Consider the following 14,653-nt stretch of genomic DNA (forward strand, 5'->3'; position numbering starts at 1 on the left):
AGGAATCAGGCACCGGGACTGACCGGCCGGAAATCCAGCAGGACCTTCCCGGATTCTGCGGAATTCCTGGCGACGGCGAAGGCCTCGAGTGCTTCCTCCACGGGGTATTCGTGGGTGATGACCGGGCTGATGTGCAATGAGCCGTCCGTGAGCGCGGCGATGACCTCGTCGATTTCATCGTTGAAGCGGAACGAGCCCTTCAGCTCCAGTTCGCGGGTGATGGCCAGCGAGATCAGGACAGGCTGCGGGCCGGCGGGCAGCAGCCCCACCATGACCACGGTGCCGCCGCGGGTTGCGCCCTGGATGGCCGAGGCCAGGCCGTGGTGGCTGCCGGAGGATTCAATGACGACGTCGGCCTGCACGGCCGCGATCGCCGCCTCATCCCCGGCGGGAATCACCGCATCAGCCCCGACGGCCACGGCGATCTCCAACGGTTTGGGGTGCATGTCGACGGCGGTGATCCGGGCTGCGCCGGCACGCCTGAGGACCGCGACAACCAGCGCGCCGATGGGACCGGAGCCGATCACCAGGGCCGTTTTGCCTTTCACGTTCCCGGCGCGTGCCACAGCGTGCCAGGCCACTGCGGTGGGTTCGATCAGCGCCGCCATGCGCAGGTCCAGGGTCTCCGGCAGCGCCCGGAGCATCCGGGCAGGCAGGTTGACGTAACGGCTGAACGCCCCGTCCGTATGCGGGAACCGGGCCGCGCTGCCCAGATACGTGCACCCCGGGGAAAGGTTGGGCCGGTCCGCCGGATACCGCACGCCCGCGGCTGCGCCCGTGCCAGGGCCGGGGGTGGCAGGATGGACCGCTACAGGCGTCCCCGCCGACGGGCCGGTCCCGTCCACGGCAGCCTGGACAACGGTCCCGGAAATCTCGTGCCCGAGCACCAGCGGGGCCTTCAGGACAGATTCCCCCGCCGCGCCGTGCAGCCAGTAGTGCAGGTCCGAGCCGCAGATCCCGCCGTACCGGACCTCAACCACCGCCTCATCCGGACCGGGCGCCGCGACCGGCACGTCCTGGACCCGCAGATCACCCGCGGCGTGGGCCACGACGGCCAACCCCGTAACCGGCAGTGCTGTATCCACTGACATCAGACCACCACCGTCATTCCGCCGTCGATAAAGATGGTCTGCCCGTTGACGAAATTCGAACCGTCCGAGGCCAGCCACACCGCCGGTCCCGCCAGGTCCTGCACGGTCCCCCACCGGTGCGCCGGGGTCCGGCCAAGGATCCAGGAGTTGAACTGCTCATCGTCAACCAGGTTCTGCGTCATCTCTGTGTGGATGTACCCGGGTGCGATCCCGTTGATCTGCAGGCCGGAGGCGGCCCATTCTGCCGTCATGGCGCGGGTCAGGTTACGCAGCCCGCCCTTGGCCGCAACATACGGGGCGATGGTGGGCCGGGCCAGGTCCGTCTGGACCGAGCAGATGTTGATGATCTTGCCGTGCCCGCGCGGGATCATGTGCCGGGCAGCCTCCCGGCCCACCAGGAATGCACTGGTAAGGTCCGTCGCAATCACCCGCTCCCAGTCGGCCACGTCCAGGTCCAGCATCGGCACCCGGTGCTGGATCCCTGCATTGTTAATCAGGATCTCCAGGGGACCCACATGCTCTTCCACCCAGGAAATGCCACGGGCCGCTTCGGCATCAGAAGTGACATCAAACGCGACGCTGTGGATACGGCCGGGCGCAAAATCAGCCGCCAACACCACTTCCGCAGCCTTCAACCGCTCCGCATTGATGCCGTTCAGCACCACAGTTGCACCGGCGTCGGCCAGCGCCCTCGCCAGCGCATTACCGATCCCCCGGCTCGAACCGGTTACCAGTGCAACGCGCCCGGTCAGATCAAACAGTGAAGTCATAATGTAACTGCTCCTCTCGTGGCGGTGTCCGCCGTGTTGTCGCTCAGGTTTGAGATGGCCTGCCGGACCACGGCGAGGTCGCGGTCGCCGAGTCCTTGGCGCTTCAGTTCTGCGTACAGGTCCGCTGCGGCCGTCGCCATCGGCACGGCCGCACCGGCTTCCTTGGCGGACTCCAGGACGAAGGAAAGGTCTTTATGCATGAATTTCGCCGGACCTGTGGGGTTATAGTCCTTCCGGGCCAGCCGCGAACCCACGATCTCCAGGACCCGGCTGCCGGCCAGGCCGCCGGCCAAAACGTCGAAAAGCGCTCCGGGATCCATGCCGGAGCGCTCGGCGAGCTCGGCCGCCTCGGCGAGCGCCGCCGTCGTGGTTCCCACAATCAGCTGGTTGCACGCCTTCGCGAGAGACCCTGTACCGAGCGGGCCCATGTGCCTCACGGTGGTTCCCATTGCCCCGAAGAACGCTTCGAGCCGCTCAAAGTCCCCGACTGCGCCGCCGGCCATAATGGCAAGGGTCCCCTCGGAAGCACCCGATGTCCCGCCGCTGACCGGTGCATCCACCACCGAGGCCAGGCCGTGGCTCGCCTCATGGACCCGTTGTCCGAAGTCCTTGACCTGCGCAGGCGAGACGGAGCTCATGACCACCACGGCCGTGCCGGCCTCCGGTGGCGTCTCAGCCCAGCTGGCCAGCAGGCCTGACGCAGCTTCCTCAATGAACGGCAGATCCGGGAGCATGAATGCGATGACCGGCAGGTCCCGCAGCGAGGCAACGTCTGGTGCTGTGCGCCCGCCCTGCCCTGCAAACTCCTGGACGGGCCCGGCCGAACGGTTCCAGGCGGTGACCTCCCAGCCGGCGAGGAGAAGGCTCTTCGCCATGGGCAGGCCCATCAGGCCCAGGCCCACAAAGCCGGCTCTTTTTTCTTCCATGATGGCCTCGACTCACGTCGTTGTGTGGTTAATGAAGGGAAATCTGTCCAATATCCTAGCCTCTATTCAGTATGATGAACACTATGACGACCGAAACCCTTGTCGCGATCGCCGTCCCGCTCGAAGCAGAGCTGGTGGACCGCATCCGCGCCATAGACCCCTCCGTGACCGTGCTCTATGAGCCAGAGCTTCTCCCGCCGGAACGTTTTCCGGCCGACCACTCCGGGGACCCGGATTTCAAGCGCACCCCCGGGCAGGAGGAGCGGTACTGGGCCATGCTGAATCAGGCACAGGTGCTGTACGGCCTGCCTAACGAAAGCCCCGCAGGCCTGGCCCGCATAGCCCGTGAGAATCCGCGCCTCCAGTGGGTGCACGCCATGGCTGCCGGAGCCGGCGGTGCCGTGAAGGCATCCGGCCTGGACCCGGAGACCCTCAGCAAATTCCGGGTCACCACGTCGGCCGGCGTCCACGCGCTGCCGCTCGCGGAGTTCGCCGCGCTGGGGATCCTCAACGGCTTCAAGCGGAGCGCCGAGCTGGCCCGGGACCAGGCAGCCAGGGTGTGGCCCGAACTGCGGACACCCACCAGGCTGGTCAACGGCTCCACCCTGGTAGTGGCCGGCCTCGGAGAAATCGGCCTGGAGACGGCCCGCATCGCCCGAGCCCTCGGCATGAAGGTCAGCGGCACCAAGCGGACGGTGGAGCCGATCGAGGGAATCGAAAAAGTTTCGGACAATGACGGCCTCGCCGCGCTCCTTTCCACAGCTGATGCCGTGGTGAACACCCTGCCCGGCACCCCCTATACGGAGAAGCTGTTCAGCCGCGACGTCTTTGCGGCGATGAAGCCGGGAACCGTGTTTGTCAACGTGGGCCGCGGCACTGTTGTGGATGAAGACGCCCTGGTCGAGGCGCTCGATAACGGAAAGGTGTCCTACGCCTGCCTCGATGTGTTTGCCGTGGAGCCGCTCCCCCAGGACAGTCCGCTGTGGAGTCACCCCAATGTTCTGGTCTCACCGCACACCTCGGCCCTCAGCGCGGCGGAGAACCGGCTGATCGCAGAGCGCTTCTGCAGCAACCTCCGCACTTTCCTCGACGGCGGCGACCTGCCCCACCTGGTGGATCCGGTCCACTTCTACTGACCTGCCAAACCCCAGAAGGCGGCCTTCCCATCCCGGGAAGGCCGCCTTCTTTGCGTGCAGGGCCTTTAGCTTGCATCCTCCACGAGAACCAGATCGCGGCCCACCGTTTCGGGGGTGAAGAAGGTGGTGCCGAACGAGATCAATGCCAGGACCAGGGAATAGATGGCGGGGACCAGCCAGGAATGGCCGGTGGCGGCCAGCAGCGCCACACCGATCATCGGAGCGAACCCGCCGGCCATCACCGCAGAGAGCTCGCGGCTCAGTGCCACGCCGGTGAAGCGGTGCTGTGCACCGAAGAGTTCGGGCAGGAGGGCACACTGGGGACCAAGCATTGACTGCACACCCAGTGAGATGCCCACCACCATGACCACCCAGACCAGGGTGACGTTGCCCAGGGTGACCAGGTAGAAAGCCGGCAGTGCGATGACGGCCTGGAAGAGAGCCCCGTAGCGGTACACCGGAACGCGGCCGAAGCGGTCTGACAGGGCACCGAACGTGACCACCATGACCGCAGCAAACCCGGCAGCGATCAGGAGACCCGTCGGGCCGATGAACTTGTCGCCGGCGAAGACACCAGCGGGCAGGCTGATGAAGGACACCAGGAGTGCCGAGTAGATGGACGAGTTTCCGTTTTCACCCATGCGGAGGCCGATGCCGATGAGCACGTTCTTCTTGGAGTGCTTCCAGATCTGGCCCACCGGATTCTTGGCCACGGCCTTGTGCTTTTCCAGTTCCTGGAAGACCGGGGTTTCCTTGAGCCGGAGCCGGATAAAGATGGCGATGACAATCAGGATGACGCTCGCCAGGAAAGGAACGCGCCACAGCCAGCCCTGCAGAACAGCCTTGTCTGCCAGCGCCATTAGGGCAAAGGTTCCCGCGCCCAGCAGGGTGCCCAGCTGAATGCCAACGAAGGGCAAAGAGGCGAAGAAACCACGACGGCGGCGCGGAGCAACTTCTGAAATCAGGGTGGTGGCGCCTGCCTGCTCGGCACCGGCACCCAGGCCCTGGAGGATGCGCAACGCCACCAGCAGCACGGCGCCCAGCATGCCGGCCTGCTCAAACGTGGGCAGGAGTCCGATGGCGAAGCTGGCCATGCCCATCAAGCCGATGGTGAGGATCAGCACCATCTTCCGGCCGAACCGGTCCCCGATGTGGCCGAAGACCACACCGCCGAACGGCCGGGCAGCGAAGCCCACTCCGTAGGTGGCAAAGGAGGCGATGACTGCACCGCTCTCGCCCAGGGGAGAGAAGAAGAGCGGTCCGAAGATGAGGGCTGAGGCCAGCCCATAGATATAGAAGTCGTAGTACTCCAGGGCGGAACCTACAGAGCTGGCAAGTGTTGCCCTTCGCAGCTGGTCAGGATCGACGACGGCGCCGTCCAGGTCTGGCTGCGGTGATTTAGTACGAGTTGTCACAAGAACTCCCTCAAAAACACTCCAGGCCCCCGTTGGCCTGGTGGGATAGCGAGGACACCTCGTGGCGCCGATCACTATATTGAACAGAGTACAGCAAGTTGAACAGTGCGCAAGGGGTTTTCGGGGTCTTTGAGGTTTTCGGGGTCTTTGAGGTTCTCAGGGCCCATAGACGCAGGCGCGGGAGGACCCGGGGTCCCCGTCAGCCCATGGGGTTGCCTAAGGACCGTGCCAGTTCGTTCAGTTCCTTGACCATCTGGGAGCCCTGCTCAGCGGAGTACGTGGCCTTGAGTGCGGTGACTGACAGGCCAAGGCTGGGGCCGTGGGCGCCGCGGGTGGGTACGCTGACGGCCAGGCACACCACCCCGGTGGTTGACTCTTCGTCCTCGAATGCATAACCCTGCTCCCGGATGGTCTTGAGCTGGGCTTTAAGCTCAGCGCCGGTGCGCAGTGACTTCGGCGTCAGCACGGGTAGCTGGACGTCGTCAGGAAACATGCTCTCGATGTCATGGTCGTGGAGCCGGGCAATTAAAGCCTTGCCCACGGCGCACAGCGAGACCGGCATTTTGTCGCCGATGTTCGAGGTCAGGCGGACGGCCGGGTGACCTTCGTAACGGGCGAGGTAGATCACGTTCGTGCCATCGAGCATGGCAATGCGGACGGTTTCCCCGGAAAGAGTGGGTGCCTGCTCGCAAAAGCGGTAGAACTCCTGAACCTCGTCGAGCCGGCTCAGGTAGGCAGCACCGAGTTCCACCAGCTTGCGGCCAAGCGTGAACTCTGCCCCCTGGCGGCTGATCAGCCTTGCTTCTTCGAGAGCGAGCAGAAGGTTGGACGTGGACGACTTGGGGATCCCCAACTCGCGGGCCAGGTCACTGAGCGTCAGCCTCCCGGTGGCGGAAGCTGCCAGTGCGTCCATGACTGCGGCGGCGCGCGTAACGGCGGGTGCCGGAGAGGTGCTCCCTAACCCATCGGAGGAACGGGAGGTGCGGGAATCGGCCATGATTCTCCTTTGATCGGCACGCGGCGGCGCTCAAGTTGCTTGTTCATTCCGCTGAACACTAACCATCATAATGGCTCCCCGTCGAAGTCGAAGCGGTTCATATCCGGAGGCAGCGATCAGCCGCTACGCGTGACATTGGGTGCGCACCGGCTGGTTGACAGCCACGCCTCTTGGCAGCGCACGCAGTGCCCCCAAGTGCTACCAGTTGATGCTTGATCCTCACGCAGCGTCAGGTCTTAAGGTGAGAGACATGTTGGAGACCAGTGGGCAATTATGGAGCATTGGCGAGCTGGCCACCCTGTGCGGGGTCACTGTGCGGACCTTACACCACTACGACCAGATCGGATTGTTTCCTGCGACAGGCCGGACGCACTCCGGGCACCGGCGGTATTCGGAAGAGGACGTCCGTCACCTTTACCGGATCAGGGCACTGCGGGCGCTGGGCCTGTCTCTGGATCAGGTCCGCGAGGTCCTTGCGGCGTCGCCGGACGACGTCTTCGCAGTGCGGCGGCTGCTCACCAGCCAGTTGTCGGCACTGCGTGACCAGGCAGAGCAGGCGCTGCGCCTTCAGCGGCAGATCCAGGCGCTGCTGGACAACATGGGCGGGGACATGCCGGCCGTCGATCAATTCATATCCATCTTGGAAGCGATGACGATGTACGAGAAGTATTTCACTGAGGAACAGCGCTCCGAACTGGCGCAACGCCGGGCCGAGCTTGGCCCGGCCGCCGTTGACGATGCCAGGAACATGTTTGCCCGTCTCGTCGAAGAAGGCCTGGGCTACGTGTCGGCAAATACGCCTGTGGACGACCCCGCAGTCCGGGAGTTTGCCACGCGGTGGGATGCGCTTGGTTCCCAGTTCCACAGCGATGACGCGACCAAGGTTGCAGCGCGGAGTTTGTGGCAGGAAAAGAGTCAGGAACTGAGCGCCAGGCTGCCCTGGGCCGCGGACCGGCTCCAGGAACTGGTCACGTACCTCCAGCGGGTGCGGGACGGGTATGAGCGCGGGCTGGATCAGTGATCCGTGGCGAGCAGGCGGACAGATAGCCGGTAGGACACTGCCGCCAGGCGCGTCAGTTTGTTGCCGGGTCACGCCGCTCAAGGACTTTTCCGGTATCACCATTTTTTGTTTCCGGAAGTTCACGGTATATTCATTTCAGGCCCTCCACCGCGGCATCCCCCAATAGTCGCGGTGGAGGGTTTTCCAATGCCCAAAATTGCCGCCCGAATTCAGGCGGCGCTGGCGAGGGACTCCCTCCTCCGCCAGCCCCCGCCCTGCCCGTCGCGCTCCAGAACCATGGTGGTCAGCGCGGAATGCGGGTTGGGTCCCAGCCTCACCTGGACCTGCACAACCTCGACATCCACCCGGCCCAGCCCCTTGGGCATGCGGCGCTGCGCCTCCCACCAACTGACCCGTTCGAACCACCGGACGCTTTCGGCGCCGACGGACCACTCCCTGCCTTCGCTCAGGACCGCCGTCGGGGTCCCTTCCCTGGACATCCTGACTTCTACATGCTCCATTCCAGGAACTGTAGGGACTGGCACCGACAATAAGGCGGAAGAGCTTGTTCGTCACCTGGATCAAGGGTGCCGACATACGGAAAAACCCCCGCCGCTCCTGGCCTCACGGGCCTGGGACGACGGGGGTTCTGTGGTGGGTCCTACCGGGATCGAACCGATGACATCCACGGTGTAAACGTGGCGCTCTACCAGCTGAGCTAAAGACCCGAACAGCCGGTTTCCGCGCCGCAGCGCGTCAACCAACGAACATAAACTGTACCTGACCTGCGGGAGCAAAAGCCAATCGACGCACTCCACCGAAGGCTGGTCACAGATCGGGGAGTTCGGCTGCGAGCCAGGTCAGGGCCTCGCTGACGCCTGCATGGAGCTTGATGGTTGCATGCTGGTCGCCACGGGTCTCACCGCGGTTGATGATCACCACCGGCTTGCCGTCCTTTGCAGCGTGCCGCACGAACCTCAGACCGCTCATAACTGTCAGTGACGAGCCGGCAACCAGGAGCGCTCCGGCGGCGTCCACGGTGGCGTAGGAGGCTTCCACCCGGTCCTTGGGCACGTTTTCCCCGAAGTAGACAAAGTCCGGCTTCAACTTGCCGCCGCAGGCAGGGCAGACTGCCACCACGAAACTGCCGATCAGGGCCGCATCCTCAACAATGGCGTCGGCATCGGGTGCCATTTCCACCAGGCCTGACCCGGTGGCCTGTTCCAGGAAACCGGGATTCAGCTCTTCCAGCATTCCCGCCACCAGGCGCCGGCTGTAGGTCCGGCCGCAGTCCAGGCAAACTACCTGGTCGTAGCGGCCGTGTAGGTCAATGACATTCCGGCTGCCCGCGTCCTCGTGAAGCCGGTCCACGTTCTGAGTGATCAGGCCCGTCAGCAGCCCGCGCCGCTCCAGCTCTGCGGCCGCCAGGTGCCCCGGATTGGGATCCGCGCGCCGCAGATGGGACCAGCCGATGTGGTTCCGGGCCCAATAGCGCTGGCGGTTGGCGGAGTCGCGAACGAACTCCTGGTAGGTCATGGGCGACCGCGGTACCGAGTCCGGGCCCCGGTAGTCCGGAATACCGGAATCGGTGCTGAGCCCCGCACCGGTCAACAGGGCCAGGCGTTTGCCGGCCACCAGCCCCCGGATCCGCTCAAGCCCTTCGAGATGCTCACCGGACAGCGGGGCCGGATCAGCAGCAGGCAGGCTGGCAAAGCCCGTCAGGCCGATGCCGCGCCGCTGCTGCTCCATGTCAGGTCAGGCCTGTTCCAGGCCCGCCAGCACATTGCGGTATTCGGTGAGTTCGCGGGCCTGGCCTCGCGGATTCACCACCACATACCGGATGGTTCCGGCGGCGTCGATGATGAAGGTCCCCCGGCGGGCCATGCCGCTCGCCTGGTCGAAGACGCCGTAGGCCTCAGCGACGGCACCATGGGGCCAGAAGTCGGCGAGGAGGTCAAAGCCGTACCCCTCCTTCTCGGCATACGCCCGCAGACTGAACTTACTGTCTACTGACACCGCCAGGACAGTTGCCCGGGCGTCCTCGAACACGGACAGGTTGTCCCTGATCTCGCACAGTTCACCGGTGCAGATGCCGGAGAAAGCGAACGGGTAGAAGACCAGCACCACATTCTGCCCGCGGAAGGAAGACAGCCTGACAGGTTCCCCGAACTGGTTGGCCAGTTCGAAATCGGGCGCGGGCTCCCCCACCGCCGGTACAGCCACACCGGCAGCCGAAAGCGCTGCCGTCACTTGTTCTTCCTGCTCACCAACCGGGTTGCACTCCAGTCCTTGGAGACACCCGCCGAGGTGGTGAGGTGAAGCCCTGCCGTGGGTGCCGCTTCCTGGATTTCCGCAGGAGAAACGTAGCCCGGCCTGCCCGACTTCGGGGTCAGCACCCAGACAACGCCGTTCTCACTCAGAGTGGTCAGTGAATCCATGAGCGTATCGACCAGGTCCCCGTCGCCGTCGCGCCACCAAAAGATGACGGCGTCAACGACGTCGTGGTCATCCTCGTCCAGGAGTTCGGACCCTGTCAGGTCCTCGATATCATCACGTAAGTCGAAATCGACGTCGTCGTCGTAACCGAACTCCTGAATCAGATCCCCACTTTTGAAACCCAATTTTTCCGCCACATTTACCGAAGTGGCGGCGTCGGCCTCGCTCACGTGTTCCTCCAATGCCTAATACATGCAATACGCATAGTGATTTCCATTACTCCAAGCCAACACCCTTTGAGCCTGTGCTTCAAGCTGACGCCACCGCGATCCGCCATATTCTGCGTCACATCCGGTGCTGTCACCCTGCATGCCCAAGGGTTTCGTCACACAACCAGTATGACCGCGAAATACAACGGCGGTGCCACGGACGCGGCTACCGATCGCGCTGAAGTCACAGCTAGAGTGGCTGTGACAACTATGCCTGCGGGGCGACCGCCCTGGAATTCAGTGCAGGCATAGGCGTGCTAGGACCCTGCCCGGCGCACATGACCGGGCTGTTGTAACCGATACGTCGCACACGTCGCGTTTACGCCGGGCAGCTACCCTGCCCGGCCTGAGTGCGCCGATGCATGCGCGCAAAGAGAGGTTGGACGTGGCTGCAGGAGAAGATACCTCCCATATCCTCAGCGGGTTGACTAACCAGCTGCCTGATCGTGATCCGGAAGAGACCGCTGAATGGGTTGAGTCCCTGGATGCACTGATCAGGGAACAGGGCACGGAACGTGCCCAATACATCATGCGGAGCCTTCTGCAGCGCGCCGGTGCGCAAAGCGTGGGCGTACCGATGGTGACCACCACTGACTACGTGAACACGATTCCCGTGGACCAGGAAGCACCGTTCCCCGGCAACGAGGAATACGAGCGCCGGTACCGGGCATATATGCGCTGGAACGCCGCGATCATGGTGCACCGGGCGCAGAAGGCGAACATCGGGGTGGGCGGGCACATCTCCACCTATGCCGGCGCCGCCACCCTGTATGAAGTGGGCTTCAACCACTTCTTCCGCGGCAAGGACCACCCCGGCGGCGGTGACCAGGTCTTCTTCCAGGGCCACGCATCCCCCGGCATGTACGCACGTGCATTCATGGAAGGCCGGCTTTCCGAGGAGGACCTGGACGGATTCCGCCAGGAGAAGTCCAAGGAAGGCCACGCGCTGTCCTCCTACCCGCACCCGCGGCTGATGCCCGAGTTCTGGGAATTCCCGACCGTTTCGATGGGCATCGGTCCCATGAATGCGATCTACCAGGCCCAGTCCAACCGGTACCTGCACAACCGCGGCCTCAAGGACACCTCTGACCAGCAGGTCTGGGCGTTCCTGGGCGACGGCGAGATGGACGAGCCCGAGTCCCGCGGCCTGCTCCAGCTCGCAGCGAACGAGAACCTGGACAACCTGAACTTTGTCATCAACTGCAACCTCCAGCGCCTGGACGGACCGGTTCGCGGCAACGGCAAGATCATGCAGGAACTCGAAGCGTTCTTCCGCGGCGCCGGCTGGAACGTCATCAAGGTTGTCTGGGGCCGGGAGTGGGATGACCTGCTCACCAAGGACTCCGACGGTTCGCTCGTGAAGATCATGAACGAAACCCCTGACGGCGACTACCAGACCTACAAGGCTGAGTCCGGCGGGTTCGTCCGCGAGCACTTCTTCGGCAAGGACCCCCAGACCAAGGACCTCGTCGCGGACCTCACCGATGACCAGATCTGGAACCTCAAGCGCGGTGGCCACGACTACCGCAAGGTCTACGCCGCATACAAGGCAGCCACCGAATTCAAGGGCAAGCCCACCGTGATCCTGGCCAAGACGGTCAAGGGATACGGACTCGGGCCGCACTTCGAGGGCCGCAACGCGACGCACCAGATGAAGAAGCTCACCCTCGATGACCTGAAGAAGTTCCGCGACCACCTGCGGATTCCGGTCACCGACGAAGAGCTCGAGAAGGACCTGTACCAGCCCCCGTACTACCACCCCGGCACAGATGCGCCGGAGATCAAGTACATGATGGAACGCCGTGCCGAGCTCGGCGGCGCCGTCCCGGAGCGCCGGTCCAAGCACCAGGACATCGCCCTGCCGGACGCCAAAACCTATGAGGTCGCAAAGCGCGGCTCGGGCAAGCAGCAGGCCGCCACCACCATGGCGTTCGTCCGGCTCCTCAAGGACCTCATGCGGGACAAGAACTTCGGCAAGCACATCGCGCCGATCATCCCGGATGAAGCCCGCACCTTTGGCATGGACGCGTTCTTCCCCACGGCAAAGATCTACAACCCCAAGGGCCAGAACTACCTGTCCGTGGACCGTGACCTGGTGCTCGCGTACAAGGAATCGGCGCAGGGCCAGCTGATCCACCCAGGCATCAACGAAGCAGGCGCAGTTGCGGCTTTCACCGCCGCCGGCACCGCTTACGCCACCCATGGCGTGCCGCTGATCCCGGTCTACGTGTTCTACTCCATGTTCGGCTTCCAGCGCACCGGCGACGCCTTCTGGGCCGCCGGGGACCAGATGGCCCGCGGCTTCATCATCGGTGCCACCGCAGGCCGGACCACCCTGACCGGCGAAGGGCTCCAGCACGCTGACGGCCACTCGCCGCTCCTGGCGTCCACCAACCCGGCCGTGGTCACCTACGACCCCGCATACGGGTACGAGATGGGCCACATCATCCGGGACGGCATCGAGCGCATGTACGGGCCGGACTCCACGGACCGGAACCTGATGTACTACCTGACGGTCTACAACGAGCCGATCAGCCAGCCTGCCGAACCGGAAGAGCTGGATGTTGAAGGCGTACTCAAGGGCATCTACCTGGTGGCCCCGGCGAAGATCGACGGTCCCAGGACCCAGATCCTGGCCTCGGGCGTCTCGGTGCCCTGGGCCATCAGTGCGCAGCAGCTTCTCGCGGATGACTGGGGTGTCTCGGCCGATGTCTGGTCAGTCACCTCCTGGAACGAGCTGCGCCGCGACGGCATGGCCGCCGAGGAAGAGGCCTTCCTCAACCCCGGCCAGCCCGCCCGTGTGCCGTTTGTGACCCAGCAACTGGCCGGCGCTACCGGCCCGGTTGTTGCCGTCTCGGACTACATGAAGGCCGTTCCGGACCAGATCCGGCAGTTCGTGCCCAACGAGTTCGCTTCCCTGGGTGCCGACGGCTTCGGCTTCTCCGACACCCGCGCAGCGGCCCGGCGTTTCTTCAAGAACGACATCCACTCCATCGTGGTGCGGTCCCTGGAGATGCTGGCCCGGCGCGGCGAGGTGGATGCCCAGGCCCCGGCCAAGGCAATCGAGAAGTACCGCCTGCACAACGTCAACGCCGGTTCCACCGGCAACGCAGGCGGCGAATCCTGACCAGCTGCCCCTGACCACCCGTCGGCGGAAACGCACGCCGGCGGCAGTCGCCACGCGAAACGACGGTCCCCACCCACGGTGGGGGCCGTCGTCGTCGTTTACCGCTGTTGCCCGGCACCGGGCGGTTCCGCCACCATGCACGGCTGTGACGCAGGTCCAAGGCGGTTGTAGCCTTTGCACAAATGGAGCTTGTGTTGCGGGCACCGTATGCTCAGAAGATGCCAGAGCCAACCACCGCGCCCGCGAAGCGCAAGCCGCCCTCGCGGAGTATGACGCCGGAGAAAACCGAAACGCTCAAGAAACTCCGCGCGAGTGTAGGCCAGCTGTCAACTACCACTCTTCGCCAGCTTGAGAAATCGCTGCCGTGGTACTCGCGCCTCAGTTCCGACGAACGCTCCGCTCTCGGGATGGTGGCGCAGAACGGAATAGCCGCGTTTGTCACCTGGTACGAACGTCCCAGCTCGCCTTCGTGGATCCTTTCCGACGTCTTCGGGACAGCCCCGACGGAACTGACCCGCTCCATCAGCCTGCAAAAGGCGCTCCAGCTCATCAGGATCGTGGTCGAAGTGGTGGAGGACCAGGTGCCGGTCATCGCCCCCGAAGCGGACCAGCCCTCGCTCCGGGAAGCCGTCCTCCGGTACTCGCGGGAAGTCGCCTTCGCTGCGGCTGATGTCTACGCCCGCGCCGCAGAGTCCCGCGGATCCTGGGACACGCGGCTTGAGGCGCTGATAGTGGATGCCATCCTGCGCGGTGAAAACACCGACGCCCTGCGTTCCAGGATCGCTGCGCTGGGCTGGAAAGCCCAGGAGAAATTCACGGTCATGGTGGGGAACTCGCCGTCGGAACCCAGCGCCAGCTACGTCAGCGAACTGCGGCGCCTGGCCAGCCGCTACGCCGAGGACGCACTGGTAGGCATTCAGGGCGACCGGCTCATATTGATCCTGGGCGGCGTCAAAGACCGGGAGACCGCCTACCTGAAGCTCAGCGAAATGTTCGCACCGGGTCCCGTTGTCTACGGCGCGGAGGCGGGTTCATTGCTGGAGGCCAGCGGATCGGCCCAGTCAGCTTTCGCGGGTCTTACGGCCGCCCGGGCCTGGCCCTCGGCCCCCCGGCCTGTGGCGGCCGACGACCTGCTGCCCGAACGCGTCATCTCCGGCGACGAAGCGGCGCGCCGGTCGCTGGTCAAGAACATTTACCGGCCTCTCGTGGCTGCCTCAAACGGGCTGGTGGAGACGCTGGGCACCTACCTTGAGCTGGGCCATTCCCTCGAGGCGACAGCCCGGGAACTGTTTGTGCACGCCAACACGGTGAGGTACCGGCTCAAGAGAGTCTGCGATGTCACCGGCTGGGATCCGCTCCTCCCCCGGGAGGCTTTTGTGCTGCAGGCGGCGCTGGTGGTCGGCCGGCTTTCGGTACCGCCAAAAGCGCCCGCCGAACGTCATCCTGCGCGGAACCAGCCCTGAGTCGTTGTAGACTTCCTACAATC

Annotated in this window: 13 protein-coding genes and 1 tRNA gene; 4 read left to right on the forward strand and 10 right to left on the reverse strand. The window is 64.5% G+C overall.

Going from position 1 to position 14,653, the window contains the following annotated elements; translation table 11 throughout:
- Positions 1–5: 5 nt before the first annotated feature.
- The 3 genes from ACS5PJ_RS02890 to ACS5PJ_RS02900 are packed head-to-tail and all read right to left on the reverse strand — an operon-like array spanning position 6 to position 2,787.
- A complete protein-coding gene (locus ACS5PJ_RS02890; protein ID WP_439433400.1) occupies positions 6–1,091 on the reverse strand; it encodes an L-idonate 5-dehydrogenase in 1,086 nt (361 codons plus the stop codon).
- Entirely contained in the window at positions 1,091–1,861 is a 771-nt protein-coding gene (locus tag ACS5PJ_RS02895; RefSeq protein ID WP_439433401.1) for an SDR family oxidoreductase, read from the reverse strand. Before ACS5PJ_RS02895 ends, ACS5PJ_RS02890 begins: the two co-directional genes overlap by 1 nt.
- On the reverse strand, positions 1,858–2,787 hold the full coding sequence (locus ACS5PJ_RS02900) for an NAD(P)-dependent oxidoreductase (RefSeq protein ID WP_439433402.1): 930 nt from the start codon (positions 2,785–2,787) through the stop codon (positions 1,858–1,860). The genes ACS5PJ_RS02895 and ACS5PJ_RS02900 overlap by 4 nt, the downstream gene beginning before the upstream one ends.
- Positions 2,788–2,858: 71 nt before the next feature.
- On the opposite strand from ACS5PJ_RS02900, the gene ACS5PJ_RS02905 reads away from it, so the two are divergent.
- Positions 2,859–3,923: a D-2-hydroxyacid dehydrogenase gene (locus tag ACS5PJ_RS02905; protein ID WP_439433403.1), complete on the forward strand. Its 1,065-nt coding sequence runs from the start codon at positions 2,859–2,861 to the stop codon at positions 3,921–3,923.
- 65 nt (positions 3,924–3,988) lie between these two features.
- On the opposite strand, the gene ACS5PJ_RS02910 is transcribed toward ACS5PJ_RS02905, so the two are convergent.
- Both ACS5PJ_RS02910 and ACS5PJ_RS02915 read right to left on the reverse strand, forming a co-directional pair.
- The gene (locus ACS5PJ_RS02910) at positions 3,989–5,338 is read right to left on the reverse strand and encodes an MFS transporter (RefSeq protein ID WP_439433404.1); all 1,350 of its coding nucleotides are present in this window, start codon (positions 5,336–5,338) and stop codon (positions 3,989–3,991) included.
- Positions 5,339–5,537: 199 nt separating this feature from the next.
- Positions 5,538–6,335: an IclR family transcriptional regulator gene (locus tag ACS5PJ_RS02915; protein ID WP_439433405.1), complete on the reverse strand. Its 798-nt coding sequence runs from the start codon at positions 6,333–6,335 to the stop codon at positions 5,538–5,540.
- A 250-nt stretch (positions 6,336–6,585) separates the two neighbouring features.
- On the opposite strand from ACS5PJ_RS02915, the gene ACS5PJ_RS02920 reads away from it, so the two are divergent.
- Positions 6,586–7,356: a MerR family transcriptional regulator gene (locus ACS5PJ_RS02920; protein ID WP_439433406.1), complete on the forward strand. Its 771-nt coding sequence runs from the start codon at positions 6,586–6,588 to the stop codon at positions 7,354–7,356.
- A gap of 209 nt (positions 7,357–7,565) precedes the next feature.
- Here the strand turns inward: ACS5PJ_RS02920 and ACS5PJ_RS02925 are convergent, their stop codons facing one another.
- The 5 genes from ACS5PJ_RS02925 to ACS5PJ_RS02945 all read right to left on the reverse strand — a co-directional run bounded on the left by ACS5PJ_RS02925 (position 7,566) and on the right by ACS5PJ_RS02945 (position 10,001).
- Positions 7,566–7,856, reverse strand: a complete 291-nt coding sequence (locus ACS5PJ_RS02925) for a hypothetical protein (RefSeq protein WP_439433407.1) — start codon at positions 7,854–7,856, stop codon at positions 7,566–7,568.
- A gap of 131 nt (positions 7,857–7,987) precedes the next feature.
- Positions 7,988–8,063: transfer RNA gene (locus tag ACS5PJ_RS02930), tRNA-Val, on the reverse strand.
- Between the two features lie 100 nt (positions 8,064–8,163).
- On the reverse strand, positions 8,164–9,084 hold the full coding sequence (locus tag ACS5PJ_RS02935; RefSeq protein WP_439433408.1) for an NAD-dependent protein deacetylase: 921 nt from the start codon (positions 9,082–9,084) through the stop codon (positions 8,164–8,166).
- A 6-nt stretch (positions 9,085–9,090) separates the two neighbouring features.
- A complete protein-coding gene (locus tag ACS5PJ_RS02940; protein ID WP_439433409.1) occupies positions 9,091–9,585 on the reverse strand; it encodes a peroxiredoxin in 495 nt (164 codons plus the stop codon).
- Positions 9,582–10,001: a DUF3052 domain-containing protein gene (locus ACS5PJ_RS02945; RefSeq protein ID WP_439433410.1), complete on the reverse strand. Its 420-nt coding sequence runs from the start codon at positions 9,999–10,001 to the stop codon at positions 9,582–9,584. The genes ACS5PJ_RS02940 and ACS5PJ_RS02945 overlap by 4 nt, the downstream gene beginning before the upstream one ends.
- Positions 10,002–10,398: 397 nt before the next feature.
- Here ACS5PJ_RS02945 and aceE point away from each other — a divergent pair, with 397 nt between their 5' ends.
- Positions 10,399–13,167 carry a pyruvate dehydrogenase (acetyl-transferring), homodimeric type gene (aceE, locus tag ACS5PJ_RS02950; RefSeq protein ID WP_439433411.1) on the forward strand — a complete coding sequence of 923 codons (2,769 nt, stop codon included), beginning with the start codon at positions 10,399–10,401 and terminating at the stop codon, positions 13,165–13,167.
- A 218-nt stretch (positions 13,168–13,385) separates the two neighbouring features.
- Positions 13,386–14,630, forward strand: a complete 1,245-nt coding sequence (locus ACS5PJ_RS02955) for a PucR family transcriptional regulator (protein WP_439433412.1) — start codon at positions 13,386–13,388, stop codon at positions 14,628–14,630.
- Positions 14,631–14,653: the final 23 nt, after the last annotated feature.

The organism is Pseudarthrobacter cremeus (assembly GCF_051857465.1).
Classification (GTDB): Bacteria; Actinomycetota; Actinomycetes; order Actinomycetales; family Micrococcaceae; genus Arthrobacter.

Bases quoted from the DNA above. Each gene is read 5' to 3' on its own strand.
- ACS5PJ_RS02890 (WP_439433400.1), bottom strand. From the start codon at position 1,091: ATGTCAGTGGATACAGCACTGCCGGTTACGGGGTTGGCCGTCGTGGCC.
- ACS5PJ_RS02895 (WP_439433401.1), bottom strand. From the start codon at position 1,861: ATGACTTCACTGTTTGATCTGACCGGGCGCGTTGCACTGGTAACCGGT.
- ACS5PJ_RS02900 (WP_439433402.1), bottom strand. From the start codon at position 2,787: ATGGAAGAAAAAAGAGCCGGCTTTGTGGGCCTGGGCCTGATGGGCCTG.
- ACS5PJ_RS02905 (WP_439433403.1), top strand. From the start codon at position 2,859: ATGATGAACACTATGACGACCGAAACCCTTGTCGCGATCGCCGTCCCG.
- ACS5PJ_RS02915 (WP_439433405.1), bottom strand. From the start codon at position 6,335: ATGGCCGATTCCCGCACCTCCCGTTCCTCCGATGGGTTAGGGAGCACC.
- ACS5PJ_RS02920 (WP_439433406.1), top strand. From the start codon at position 6,586: ATGTTGGAGACCAGTGGGCAATTATGGAGCATTGGCGAGCTGGCCACC.
- ACS5PJ_RS02925 (WP_439433407.1), bottom strand. From the start codon at position 7,856: ATGGAGCATGTAGAAGTCAGGATGTCCAGGGAAGGGACCCCGACGGCG.
- ACS5PJ_RS02935 (WP_439433408.1), bottom strand. From the start codon at position 9,084: ATGGAGCAGCAGCGGCGCGGCATCGGCCTGACGGGCTTTGCCAGCCTG.
- aceE (WP_439433411.1), top strand. From the start codon at position 10,399: ATGCATGCGCGCAAAGAGAGGTTGGACGTGGCTGCAGGAGAAGATACC.
- ACS5PJ_RS02955 (WP_439433412.1), top strand. From the start codon at position 13,386: ATGCCAGAGCCAACCACCGCGCCCGCGAAGCGCAAGCCGCCCTCGCGG.